Here is an 11,950-nt window from a genome sequence, read left to right as displayed (position 1 = left end):
ACTGTAATTAAGTAGATTAAAGTGAAAAAGGGTTGTAAGTATTTTACAAAGAGGAAGTTTAAAACTCCCTCCTAGAACATTTTCTCGGTTTGTTACTTGCCAAGATATCCTCTTACTGCTGCTGCTGAATGACCAACTGCCTTAACTGCTTCTCGCAATTTAGCTTCTGAAACACCCAATGCTCCGCACCAATAGGTAACCTCCCATGATTCCGTAAGACTAATCTTGCTTGAATCTTGAGGCCTTTTTTTACTTAAATCATCATTCCACATATCTATGATAATATTAAAATTTAGCTGATTTCCACTCCAGCTTATGAGTGTTTGTGAATTTTTCGACTAGTCAAAATAGATTGATTTGTAATTCATTATTTAGGTGTCTTTTAATCTTGTTACTATAATAGTTGCCTACATTGAAAACAAATTTCAATATTCAGTAATTTTATATTTTACGGAAATCCATATTCCACTAAATTTATTCTCAAACAATTATATCAATAAATAAAACCCCAACCAACAAGTATTTATACGTGTTTTTATCGAAGCGTTTAGGTCTTTTTATGAAGTGTTTAGGTTATTTGGCGAAAAGTTTATGCAGAAAGGCTAAAGTTTTAGATAATAAGTCTAAACTATTAGGTCGCTAACCTAAAATTTTACGTCAGAGAGCCTAAAGTTTTGGGTTCGCGACAATAAAAGATAGCCAATTAACTTAAACACTTCATAAAAAGACCTAAACGCATATGCGTGAAGAGATAAAGCATAAAAAAAACCTCCAAAAATTTATTTTCTGGAGGTTTGATTTTTAAAATCACATTATATTATGCTGGTTCGTCAGTTAGCTTTGTTGAAGAAGTTCTTGGAAAAAACTGCGCCAGCTCTTTTACTTTAACTTCAAACCCTGCAGCCTTGCTTCCTGCTTTGTATTTGCTGTAGTCGTAATCGGTTAAGGCAGCGTGATAACAATCATAATCGTGGAGGGTTTTGTTGTTTTTAAGATTGCCCAGCAAAGCTTCTAAACGCATAATGGTGTTTTGTAGGAACTCTCTTGAGTCACAATCATTTTGAAACTCCATCCAGTCAACATCAGGACTGCTCATTGCGGGTTGGCTGTTTCTAAAATCTTTTACTTTGTTAATTAAGAGTTTGTTTTGCTCGTTTACGCTTCCGTACTTCGTTCTTTCTTCGGGAGTAAGGTTTTTAAATTTTGCAGTAAGCGAATTCTCCATGCTGGTCATTGACGCAATAACATTTGTTTTTTCGGCAGCAGTGTAATGAAGTCCGTTGAGGTTTTCTAAAGGCATAATCTTTTTGATTTAAGTTAAAAAATAAATTATTTCTGTAAACTTAAAAGAGGACTAGATTACCTAATGGCCTAAATGCGGTTTAGTTGTGATAGTTTAGGATAGTACTAATAAATATTAGTTTGGTCATAAATTTCTTTTGGTCATTAAAAAGCGCAAACATCACTAATGTTTACGCTTCTTTTAAAGAAAATTATTTGGAAGTGGATAATAACTTAAAAATAAAAGTGAGACTCACAAATGCTGCCTATTTGCTGTCTCACTTTATGCCCCAAAATTTAGTATAAACATTTATTGGATTTTCAACCTACCGAAAATCATGATAATATTTACAATTTTATAACACAAGTATAGTGATTAATAAAGACTGTGTACTAGGTATTTATACGTGATTTTACAAATAGTTTTTGAGTTTATTATGTAATTGTAAAATTTCCGAATTGCTACATTTTCTAATTGTTTGAACGAAAGTTTTTTCTTAACTTTAAATTGCTCAAATCTAAGAGGTTATGGTAGTGGAAGTTTTCAAAACAAATGTACAGAAAGAGGCAGATAAAAATTATGTTATTGCTGTTATTCAGAGTCAGTTTCCAGATTACAGAATTAATTTTGATTTGGAAGACTGCGATAAGATATTAAGGGTCGAAGGTGTTGACCTTGAATGCGATAATATAATTGATTATGTACATTGTCTGGGGTATACCTGTGTCAGGCTGGAATAATTTATTTTATTAAAAAGAGTATTAATCATGTTTTGTGCTTTGAGTAATCTGTTTTTTTGATACAAATACCTTGTTCTCTTTTCGGCCAATATTCTCTACATTTGCGGTCTATGAAAAAAGCGTTCCAACTCTTCGATTTTACTCAAAAAGTCAATTACAAAAACGAAATTTTAGCTGGTTTAACTGTCGCTATGACTATGATTCCAGAGTCGTTGTCATTTGCTATTTTGGCTGGATTTCCACCTTTGGTTGGTTTGTATGCGGCTTTTATTGCCGGATTAGTAACGGCTATTTTTGGCGGAAGACCTGGAATGATTTCGGGCGGAGCAGGAGCGACGGTGATTGTTTTAATTGCCCTAATGAAATCACACGGAATAGAATATGTTTTTGCAGCCGTCGCGCTTGGTGGTGTGGTTCAAATCTGTATCGGACTTTTTAAACTCGGAAAGTTTATTCGATTGGTTCCTCAGCCTGTTATGTTTGGTTTTGTAAACGGATTGGCGGTTGTGATTTTTATGTCGCAGTTAGAGCAATTTAAAACTGTGATTAACGGTCAGGTTTCTTGGCTTCAGGGAACTCCGCTGTATATTATGCTGGGATTAGTTGCACTGACGATTGCTATTGTTTTGGTTTTTCCTAAAATCACAAAAGCAGTTCCGGCTTCTTTAGTGGCAATTATGGTTGTTTTTGCTTTGGTTATTATCTTTAATATCGAAACCAAAACGGTTGAAGACATTGCCTCTGTTCAAGGCGGATTTCCACCTTTTCATATTCCGAATATTCCTCTTTCGTTTGAGACTTTAAAAATCATATTTCCATATTCAGTAATTGTTGCCGCAGTTGGTTTGACTGAAGGTTTACTTACACTGAATTTAGTGGACGAAATTACTGGAACTCGCGGCAATAGTAATCGTGAATGTATTGCGCAGGGAAGTTCGAATATCTTAAACGGATTTTTCTACGGAATGGGTGGTTGCCCAATGATTGCGCAAACTTTAGTGAATCTTGGTGCAGGTTCACGGGCAAGACTTTCGGGAATAATTGCTTCTTTAACCATTTTAATAATTATTCTTTTTGGAGCTCCCGTTATCGGAAAATTGCCAATGGCAGCTTTGGTCGGAGTAATGATGATGGTGGCCATTACTACTTTTGAATGGGCAAGCTTCAGAATTATAAACAAAATGCCAAGACATGATATTTTTGTTGGGATTTTAGTTGCCTTAATTACAATTGTATTGCATAATTTAGCTTTAGCGGTTTTAATTGGTGTAATTATCTCGGCTTTGGTTTTTGCTTGGGAAAGTGCCAAAAGAATTCGTGCCAGACATTTTATTGATGAAAACGGCGTAAAAAATTACGAAATTTACGGGCCGTTATTTTTTGGGTCTGTTACTGCTTTTATGGAGAAATTTGATATTCAAAATGATCCAAATCAAGTAATAATTGATTTTAAAGAAAGCCGTATTTCTGATATGTCGGCAATCGAAGCACTGAACAATTTGACCCAAAAATACAATCAACAAAATAAAATAGTTGAGTTAAAACATTTAAGCGAAGACTGCAGACAATTATTGAAAAATGCAGATGCTGTTATTAAGGTAAATGTTATCGAGGATCCGACTTATAAAGTGGTGTCTTAATAATGGTTAATTGTGAATTATTAATTGAGAATTAACGCTCCAATTTTCCGTAGAGACGCACAGTAGTGCGTCTACACAACGTAACCAGAATGTCTGATTTGCGTAACGTAGACGCACTGCTGTGCGCCTTTACAATAAACGCTGTTGAAATAATTATCTAATTTTCAAATTGACACATTTTCTAATTGGCTAAAGCTGATTTTGCATCACTTAATTTTCCGTCAATGTCACCAATTTGTAAGCCTAAAATATGTGCAATTAAAGGATAAACCGAAACATTTTGAAATGTTTTGATTCTTTTATCAACTTTAAAATTTGGACCTTTCGCATAAAAAATGGCGTGCATATCTTTTTCGTTGTTGTCGTAACCATGCGTGCCGCCTTTTATGTTCTGAGATTTTTTAGCAACTAAACTCCAACCTTTATCAGCTTCAATCACAAAATCATGAACTCGCGGGTTGGTTCCGTAATGCAATCTTTTTGGAACTTCAGTTGATTTCCAAAAATGAATATGAGGTACTTTTTTCAAAGCATTTGCAATAGAATCTTTATAACCTGCTTTTGCCTGGAGACTCATAATTGGGTTAATTACATCTTTGTAACCCAGCCATTCTGGTTTTAAATAATCTAAAATGGCTACTTTTTTATCATCGCTGATATTTGCCATTCCGTGATCAGAAACAATAATCAAATTGATTTTTTTTCCAATAGAAAGCTGATCTAATCTTCTGGATAATTCGCCCATAATAGAATCCATTTTGATGACCATTTTTTTATTTTCTGGTGAAAGCGGACCAAAATTATGTCCCGTATGATCAGGCTCATCAAAATATAAAGTAACCAAATGCGGACGCTGTTTTTCAGGAAGCTGTAACCATTTTAAAACCGTATCAATTCGCGCTCCGTATGGAATCTTATTATCGTATTTTTTGTAAATACTTGGATTTTTTTGGTCAATATCAGAACCCGGCCAGAAGAACGAAGCTGTTTTTACACCTTGTTGTTCAGCTAAATTCCAAATTGGGCTTCCACCGTAAAATCTCGAATCATTTTTTGCATCGCTTGACAATGAAAAAGATTGATTCAGAGAAGCATCATAAAAAACATTGTTTATAATTCCGTGGTGATCTGGATAAAGTCCTGTGACAATAGAATAATGATTTGGGAAAGTTTTTGTTGGATAAGAAGGTTTCATTGATTTAGCATGAACGCCTTCTTTTTCAATCTGCTTCAAATTTGGAAGATTAAACTGTTTTTGAAAATCCCAGCGAAATCCATCCATAGAAACTAAAACGACGTAAGTATCTTTATTAGCTTGGGCTTGTAAAAAAGTAGTAAGTAGTAAGAATGTGAAAGATAAAAGGTAAGTTGTGAATTTTCTCATTTTGCAATTTTAAATAGAAGAGCAAAGGTAGAGATAACAGATTTTTTAAAGAAAAAGAGAATGTTAAATAAAAAAGTTAGCCACGACCCGAGCGATAGCGAACTGACGAAGTAATTACACGAATTTCCGCAAATTATTTTTTCTAATCTTTAAAAATGTTTTTTTGCCACAGATTAAAGGATTAAAAAGATTATAATCTGCGGCAAACCTTATTTTACGCAAAACAATTCGTGGAAATTCGTGCAATTTGTGGTAAAAAAAAGCGCCAGACATTCATCTGGCGCTTTAAGTTTTAAGAAGAGAATGAATTACATCATTCCTGGCATACCGCCACCCATTGGCATTCCGCCAGCGCTTTCTTCTTTAATATCAATTAATGCACATTCTGTAGTAAGGATCATTCCAGAAACAGATGCAGCATTTTCAAGAGCTACACGAGTTACTTTTTTAGGATCGATAATTCCAGCTTTAAGCATATCTACATATTCGTCAGTTTTTGCATTGTATCCAAAATCACCAGAACCTTCAGCTACTTTAGCCACAACAACAGAACCTTCAAGACCAGCGTTTTCAACGATAGTTCTTAATGGAGATTCAACTGCACGAGAAACAATTTGGATTCCAGTTGCTTCGTCAGCGTTGTCAGCTTTTAAGTCAGCTAAAGCAAGTTTTGCTCTTAATAAAGCAACACCACCACCAGCAACAATTCCTTCTTCAACAGCAGCACGAGTTGCGTGTAAAGCATCGTCAACTCTGTCTTTTTTCTCTTTCATTTCAACTTCAGAAGCAGCACCAACATAAAGAACAGCAACACCACCAGCTAATTTAGCCAAACGCTCTTGCAATTTTTCTTTATCATAATCAGATGTAGTAGTTTCCATCTGACCTTTAATTTGGTTTACTCTGTTTTTGATAATATCAGCTTCACCAGCACCACTTACAATTGTAGTGTTGTCTTTATCGATAGAAACTCTTTTTGCGTTTCCTAACATTTCGATAGTTGTGTTTTCTAATGTATAACCTCTTTCTTCAGAAATTACAGTTCCACCAGTCAAGATTGCGATATCTTCTAACATTGCTTTTCTTCTGTCGCCAAAACCTGGAGCTTTTACTGCAGCAATTTTAAGAGCACCTCTTAATTTGTTTACTACTAATGTAGAAAGAGCTTCTCCGTCAACATCTTCAGCAATAATCAATAATGGTTTTCCTGATTGCGCAACTGGCTCTAAGACTGGAAGTAATTCTTTTAAAGAAGATACTTTTTTGTCGTATAATAAGATGTATGGAGAGTCTAATTCAACTTCCATTTTCTCTGGATTTGTTACGAAGTAAGGAGAAAGATATCCTCTGTCAAACTGCATTCCTTCAACAACGTCAACGAAAGTATCAGTTCCTTTAGCCTCTTCAACAGTGATAACACCTTCTTTTCCAACTTTAGCGAAAGCAGTAGCGATTAATTCACCAATAACTTCGTCATTGTTAGCAGAGATAGAAGCAATTTGTTTGATTTTATCAGAATCGCTTCCAACTACTTTAGCTTGTTTTGCTAAGTCAGCAACGATAGTTTCAACTGCTTTGTCGATACCGCGTTTTAAATCCATTGGATTTGCACCTGCAGCAACGTTTTTAAGACCTTCTTTTACGATTGCTTGAGCTAAAACTGTAGCAGTTGTAGTTCCGTCACCCGCTAAATCATTGGTTTTAGAAGCAACTTCTTTCACCATTTGCGCACCCATATTTTCTAATGCGTCTTTTAATTCGATTTCTTTTGCAACAGAAACACCATCTTTAGTAACAGTTGGTCCACCAAATGATTTCCCGATGATTACGTTACGACCTTTTGGTCCAAGAGTTACTTTTACAGCGTTTGCTAATGCATCAACACCACGTTTTAATCCGTCACGTGCTTCAATATCAAATTTTATATCTTTTGCCATTTTTATATTGCTTTAGGCAGTAGGCTATAAGCTTTAGGCTTTTCTACTGCTGAATTAGTATTTGTTTTTTATTTGCTTTAAGCTTTAGGCGGTAGGCTTTACGCTTTGTTTAGAAGCTTACAGCTTACGGCTTACAGCCTATTGCGAAACTAGTAATTGTTTTAATTTATAAATTTTGCTTTTTATACTGTTGATTTTTTCTATTTGATTTTGAGCAATTTCCATATTTAGATATTGTAAATCTTTAGCTAAAATCAAAAGATATTCTGTCTCATTTGCAGAACCCAAAGCAATATTGAGAAATTGATTAAATTCTTTGTCACTGTTTCTTCCACATCCTTCACTAATATTAGTTGGTATTGATGAAGAAGCCCTTCTTATTTGACTTGTTAATCCGTATAATTCTTCTTTTGGAAATAAAGAAGTCATTTTATAGGTTTCTAAAGTAAAAGAGTGGCTTAGTTGCCAAATATCATATTTCTTAAATCTCTCATTTTTTTGAAGCTTTATGCTTTAGGCAGTAGGCTATAGGCTTTTTTGGGAAGCTTATAGCTTAAAGCTTACGGCTTACAGCAATCTTTAGATTATCGCTAAGATGTCGTCCTCACGCATAATCAAATAATCAGTTCCTTCTAATTTTAATTCTGTTCCTGCATATTTGCCATAAAGAACAGTATCGCCAACTTTTACAGTCATAGTATGATCTTTAGATCCGTTTCCTACTGCAACTACAGTTCCTTTTTGAGGTTTTTCTTTAGCAGTATCTGGAATAAAAATACCTGAGGCAGTTTTAGTTTCAGCTGCAACAGGCTCAATAAGTACGCGATCTGAAAGCGGTTTAATGTTTAAAGCCATGATTTTATATTTTATATTTATTATAAGTTATACGTTTTTTATGTTCTATTGGATTTCAGAAATTATGCCATGCTCCATAAACTGACATTTTTTCTTAAAAAAAATGCCAGCTTTGACAGGCTGGCATTAGATTTTATATCAAGCTATAATTATTTTGCTGGAGCTGCAGGTGCAGGAGTTCCTTGAGCAGGAGCTGCTGGTGTAGTTGCAGGAGCTTCTGTCTTCTCAATAATTTTAGATCCAGTATCGTTTAATGAACCTGTAAAGCTTAAGCTTGAAAGTAAAATTAAAACGATCAAAATAGTAGCTAATGTCCAAGTACTTTTATCTAAAAAGTCAGTTGTTTTTTGTACACCGCCTAACATTTGTGTTCCGCTGATAGTAGAAGATAATCCTCCTCCTTTAGGGTTTTGAACCATGATTACTACGATCAATAGAAAACAAACTATTGTGATTAAAACTAAAAAAATTGAAAATGTGCTCATTACTTAATTATTGTTATTGTTATTTTGTTGTAAAATCTTTATATCCGATATGCGGTCTGCAAAGAAAGTAATTTTTTCTGGATATTTCAAAATTAATATTTCATATGCTTGAATTGCTTTTGTATATTTTTTTTGTTCCAAATATACTCTGGCTAAAGTCTCTGTCATTAAATAAGAACTCTCGTCTTTATTGATCTCAAGCTGAACCGATGCTGTTATCGCCGTCTGTTTTATTGGAGAAATTTTTGGGTTGGCTTCTATAAAACGATCAATAATTTCTGCTTTTTTCTTTTTTTCTTCTTCTGTTTTTTCTTCTTCAGCGACCGTTCCGAATGTTTGTTCTGCTTTTTCAATTGTATTTTCCGGCAGATTTTGTTCTGTCGGGGCTTCTATTGTTCTGTCAATAGGTTCTGTTCGTGCTAATTGTAGCCATTCTTGGAACGAATGTTTCTCTTTCGCAGAAAAATCTAAAGGTTTTCCAATTTCCAGTTTTTCTTCTGCAATTTTTACTGCTTCTGCAATTTCGTTTTTTTCTGGTTCAGGAAGTGTTTCAGTTTCTGAAACCGGGATTGTAGCTTCAGGAACTTCAATTTCCTCAGAATTTTGAATAGTTATAGTTTCTTCAACAGTTTCTGTTTTTGGAATTTCTATAAACTCTTCTAGTGTTGGAATTTTTTCAGAAGTATTTACTGGTTCTGGAACTTCATCAACGATTGGTTCTTCAACAGTTTTAGCTTCTTCAAAAACTACAGTTTCTGCTTCCTTGATAGCATTAAAAACCGATTTTTCAATTGGATCTATTCTGATATCCAGAATTTCATCGTCTAATCTGTCTTCTAGAAAAGTACGGCTTGGTTCCTTAATAATTGGTGTTTCTTCTGTAATAGAAAGTACAGCAGGTTCTTCAATTATTGATTCAATCGGTTCATCCTTTACAACAGATAGCATAATTGGTTCTTCAATCACAGATTCAATTGGTGTTTCTTCTAAAACAGAAATAGCAATTGGTTCTTCGATTACTTCTTCAATCGGATTTTCTTCAATTTTTGCGGGCTCTTCAAAAGTTGAAGATGTTGCTTCTTTAATAGAATCTAGAATTGATTTTTCGATTGGATCGATTCGAACTTCGGCAAGTTTCTTTTTTTCTTCTGCCGAAACAATTTCGACATCAAAAACAGTGATATTTAAAAGGTCGTTCAGTTTGCGATTATAATAGTCGCCCTGAATAGCAGTGAACTCTTCTGAGGTAATAAAATCAAACAAAACCGAGCGATCTGTAGTATGCGCGGCCGTAACTTTTAAAGCATAATTATACTTAAAGCTGTTTTGTTTGTAAAGCCCTTTTAGTCGCAATGCGCGTGCACTTTGAAAATATGGAAATTCATTCAAAACATTTCCTAATGTTTCGGCCTGTTTTTCTGTAACGGTATCAGGTTTGTTTATTAGGTATGTATAATCGGTTACGTTCATGTTTGTTGTTTAATCGTTTTTTATTGTTTAATCGTTTAATCATTTAACTGTTGAATCGATTAAACGATTAAACGGTTAACCAATTAAACAAGAAATTACCATTTTGCCAATGACTCATTGAAAATATCCTGAGTAATTCTTTCGAAAATAGTTTGAATTGCATTATTTAAAACTGTGCCAGTTGGAAGGTCTGTTCCTGCAAAGTCATTATAGAATTCAAATTGTTTCTCAAAGTCATCCGTTTCTTTTTTTCTGTTTGAGAATCTTACATTTACACGAATAGTCAAACGGTTTTGTGCTGCTCCCAAATTACCACTTGCGTCTGCAGCTGTTGCTGTCATCGGGCTTATTCTGTAATCTACAATTTCGCCTTCATAAACTAAATCGCCACTGTTGCTAACTAAATTCAGGTTGGTTTGATTCATAATCAAATCCTGAAGCGCTAATGTAAATTGTCTGTCGATTCCAGGTTCAATCAAATCTGCATTATTCTGGAAAAAGTTAACCTGAAACGTTTTGGCATCAATAGTTCCTGTTCCTGTAAAGTTGTAAACGTTGCATCCGCTGAAAGTAGTTGCGATTACCAGAATTAAAATATATTTTAAGTTTTTCATTTCTAATTTTAAGAGTTGCTTTGCCAGTTTGCTGACGCTTGGTTCAAAGATATTCATTTTCGTTTAAAAAACATTTTGTGTCTTTATGTCAAAAATTACAAATCAAATTGTTTGATTTTTCTATATAAAGTTCTTTCAGAAATACCAAGTTCATCGGCCGCTGCTTTGCGTTTTCCTTTGTTTTTTTCTAATGATTTTTTGATCATTTCGATTTCTTTCTGTTCTAAACGTAAAATTTCTTCTTCCTCAATAGTTTCGGCAAACAAATAATTGTCGTCCTGAATTTGGTAATTATCTTCTCGGCTTGCTGGCGTCATAACAGCTGTTCTTGGCTCTTCTTCAAAATCAATTTCGCTGTCGCTTTCTTGATTTCCATATATTTTCTGAATTAAATTTGGATTTATATCCTGCATTTTTGAAGAACCGCCATTTTTCATCAATTCCAAAGTCAGTTTTTTCAAATCATTCAAGTCACTTTTCATATCAAAAAGTACCTTATATAATATGTCTCTTTCTGTACTGAAATCGCTTTCCTTTTTCTTGTCGCTAATTACTGAAGGCAAATTGCTTCCTTCAGCAGGCAAATACGACTGAAGTGTTGCCAATGTAATATCGCGGTTTGTTTCTAAAACAGAGATTTGTTCAGCCACATTTCGAAGTTGACGAATATTTCCGCTCCATCTAAATTTCTGAAGAAGCTGTACAGCATCATCATCCAGTTTTAAAGGAGGCATTTTGTATTTATGAGCAAAATCGGCAACAAACTTTCTAAACAATAGATGAATATCTTCATTTCTTTCTCGCAAAGGAGGCAATGTAATTTCGACTGTTGTTAAACGATAGTACAAATCCTCACGGAATTTCCCTTTTTCGATGGCATTGAATAAATTCACATTGGTTGCAGCAACAATTCTCACATTCGTTTTCTGAACTTGAGACGAACCTACTTTTATGAATTCGCCATTTTCTAAAACACGAAGCAAACGGACTTGAGTTGTCAAAGGCAATTCACCAACTTCATCAAGGAAAATAGTTCCGCCATCAGCTACTTCAAAATAGCCTTCACGCGTGCTTGTAGCGCCTGTAAAAGCTCCTTTTTCGTGACCAAAAAGTTCACTGTCAATTGTTCCTTCCGGAATCGCTCCGCAGTTTACGGCAATATATTTTCCGTGCTTTCTGTGCGAAAGCGAATGTATAATTCTAGGAATATTTTCTTTACCAACACCACTTTCCCCAGTTACCATAACCGAAATATCAGTAGGAGCAACCTGAATGGCTTTTTCGATGGCACGATTTAATTTTGGATCATTTCCAATAATCTCAAATCGTTGTTTTATTGCTTGAACTGTTTCCATATAGATTTTGTTTCAAGTTTTTTATTTGTTTCAGGTTTCAAGTTTGAACTTTTGCCTTGCACACTTAAACTTTGGCTTATATTTTTTTACACGAATTATTGTAAAATATTCTAAATCAGACTGATAGTTTGTTTTTTAGAAGTGATTTTAAAATTAACCACAAATTACACAAATTAGCGCAAATTCTG

Annotated in this window: 12 protein-coding genes; 2 read left to right on the top strand and 10 right to left on the bottom strand. The window is 34.3% G+C overall.

All coding sequences use genetic code 11. From position 1 onward, the window contains the following. Window positions 1-92 precede the first annotated feature (92 nt). Together RB619_RS17955 and RB619_RS17950 are read right to left on the bottom strand one after the other, a co-directional pair. Window positions 93-272, bottom strand: a complete 180-nt coding sequence (locus tag RB619_RS17955; RefSeq protein ID WP_308100030.1) for a DUF3606 domain-containing protein — start codon at window positions 270-272, stop codon at window positions 93-95. Between the two features lie 545 nt (window positions 273-817). Then, entirely contained in the window at window positions 818-1,300 is a 483-nt protein-coding gene (locus tag RB619_RS17950) for a hypothetical protein (protein ID WP_308100028.1), read from the bottom strand. A 509-nt stretch (window positions 1,301-1,809) separates the two neighbouring features. Here RB619_RS17950 and RB619_RS17945 point away from each other — a divergent pair. Both RB619_RS17945 and RB619_RS17940 read left to right on the top strand, forming a co-directional pair. Then, on the top strand, window positions 1,810-2,022 hold the full coding sequence (locus RB619_RS17945; protein ID WP_308100027.1) for a hypothetical protein: 213 nt from the start codon (window positions 1,810-1,812) through the stop codon (window positions 2,020-2,022). 110 nt (window positions 2,023-2,132) lie between these two features. Next, entirely contained in the window at window positions 2,133-3,662 is a 1,530-nt protein-coding gene (locus RB619_RS17940; RefSeq protein WP_308100025.1) for a SulP family inorganic anion transporter, read from the top strand. Between the two features lie 181 nt (window positions 3,663-3,843). On the opposite strand, the gene RB619_RS17935 is transcribed toward RB619_RS17940, so the two are convergent. The 8 genes from RB619_RS17935 to RB619_RS17900 form a co-directional block, all read right to left on the bottom strand. Then, window positions 3,844-5,046 (bottom strand): ectonucleotide pyrophosphatase/phosphodiesterase, encoded by a 1,203-nt coding sequence (locus RB619_RS17935; RefSeq protein WP_308100023.1) that lies wholly within the window; start codon window positions 5,044-5,046, stop codon window positions 3,844-3,846. Between the two features lie 308 nt (window positions 5,047-5,354). Further along, a complete protein-coding gene (gene groL, locus RB619_RS17930) occupies window positions 5,355-6,983 on the bottom strand; it encodes a chaperonin GroEL (RefSeq protein WP_308100021.1) in 1,629 nt (542 codons plus the stop codon). Window positions 6,984-7,121: 138 nt separating this feature from the next. Continuing rightward, complete coding sequence (locus RB619_RS17925) at window positions 7,122-7,412, bottom strand: four helix bundle protein (RefSeq protein WP_374119731.1); 291 nt, start codon at window positions 7,410-7,412, stop codon at window positions 7,122-7,124. 150 nt (window positions 7,413-7,562) lie between these two features. Continuing rightward, entirely contained in the window at window positions 7,563-7,838 is a 276-nt protein-coding gene (groES, locus tag RB619_RS17920) for a co-chaperone GroES (protein WP_012023920.1), read from the bottom strand. A gap of 149 nt (window positions 7,839-7,987) precedes the next feature. Further along, window positions 7,988-8,323: a preprotein translocase subunit SecG gene (gene secG, locus RB619_RS17915; protein ID WP_308100008.1), complete on the bottom strand. Its 336-nt coding sequence runs from the start codon at window positions 8,321-8,323 to the stop codon at window positions 7,988-7,990. 3 nt (window positions 8,324-8,326) lie between these two features. Further along, complete coding sequence (locus RB619_RS17910) at window positions 8,327-9,793, bottom strand: hypothetical protein (RefSeq protein WP_308100006.1); 1,467 nt, start codon at window positions 9,791-9,793, stop codon at window positions 8,327-8,329. 95 nt (window positions 9,794-9,888) lie between these two features. After that, on the bottom strand, window positions 9,889-10,407 hold the full coding sequence (locus RB619_RS17905; RefSeq protein WP_308100004.1) for an LptE family protein: 519 nt from the start codon (window positions 10,405-10,407) through the stop codon (window positions 9,889-9,891). Window positions 10,408-10,502: 95 nt separating this feature from the next. Next, window positions 10,503-11,762: a sigma-54 dependent transcriptional regulator gene (locus RB619_RS17900; protein ID WP_308100003.1), complete on the bottom strand. Its 1,260-nt coding sequence runs from the start codon at window positions 11,760-11,762 to the stop codon at window positions 10,503-10,505. Window positions 11,763-11,950: the final 188 nt, after the last annotated feature.

Source organism: Flavobacterium sp. LHD-80 (genome assembly GCF_030929605.1).
In the GTDB taxonomy this organism is placed as follows: Bacteria; Bacteroidota; Bacteroidia; order Flavobacteriales; family Flavobacteriaceae; genus Flavobacterium.
The sequence above is the reverse complement of the archived record's forward strand: the minus strand, read 5'-3'. Positions and strand labels throughout refer to the sequence as shown.

Coding starts and splice junctions, on each gene's coding strand:
- RB619_RS17955 (WP_308100030.1), bottom strand. CDS start 272: ATGTGGAATGATGATTTAAGTAAAAAAAGGCCTCAAGATTCAAGCAAG.
- RB619_RS17950 (WP_308100028.1), bottom strand. CDS start 1,300: ATGCCTTTAGAAAACCTCAACGGACTTCATTACACTGCTGCCGAAAAA.
- RB619_RS17945 (WP_308100027.1), top strand. CDS start 1,810: ATGGTAGTGGAAGTTTTCAAAACAAATGTACAGAAAGAGGCAGATAAA.
- RB619_RS17940 (WP_308100025.1), top strand. CDS start 2,133: ATGAAAAAAGCGTTCCAACTCTTCGATTTTACTCAAAAAGTCAATTAC.
- RB619_RS17935 (WP_308100023.1), bottom strand. CDS start 5,046: ATGAGAAAATTCACAACTTACCTTTTATCTTTCACATTCTTACTACTT.
- groL (WP_308100021.1), bottom strand. CDS start 6,983: ATGGCAAAAGATATAAAATTTGATATTGAAGCACGTGACGGATTAAAA.
- RB619_RS17925 (WP_374119731.1), bottom strand. CDS start 7,412: ATGACTTCTTTATTTCCAAAAGAAGAATTATACGGATTAACAAGTCAA.
- groES (WP_012023920.1), bottom strand. CDS start 7,838: ATGGCTTTAAACATTAAACCGCTTTCAGATCGCGTACTTATTGAGCCT.
- secG (WP_308100008.1), bottom strand. CDS start 8,323: ATGAGCACATTTTCAATTTTTTTAGTTTTAATCACAATAGTTTGTTTT.
- RB619_RS17910 (WP_308100006.1), bottom strand. CDS start 9,793: ATGAACGTAACCGATTATACATACCTAATAAACAAACCTGATACCGTT.
- RB619_RS17905 (WP_308100004.1), bottom strand. CDS start 10,407: ATGAAAAACTTAAAATATATTTTAATTCTGGTAATCGCAACTACTTTC.
- RB619_RS17900 (WP_308100003.1), bottom strand. CDS start 11,762: ATGGAAACAGTTCAAGCAATAAAACAACGATTTGAGATTATTGGAAAT.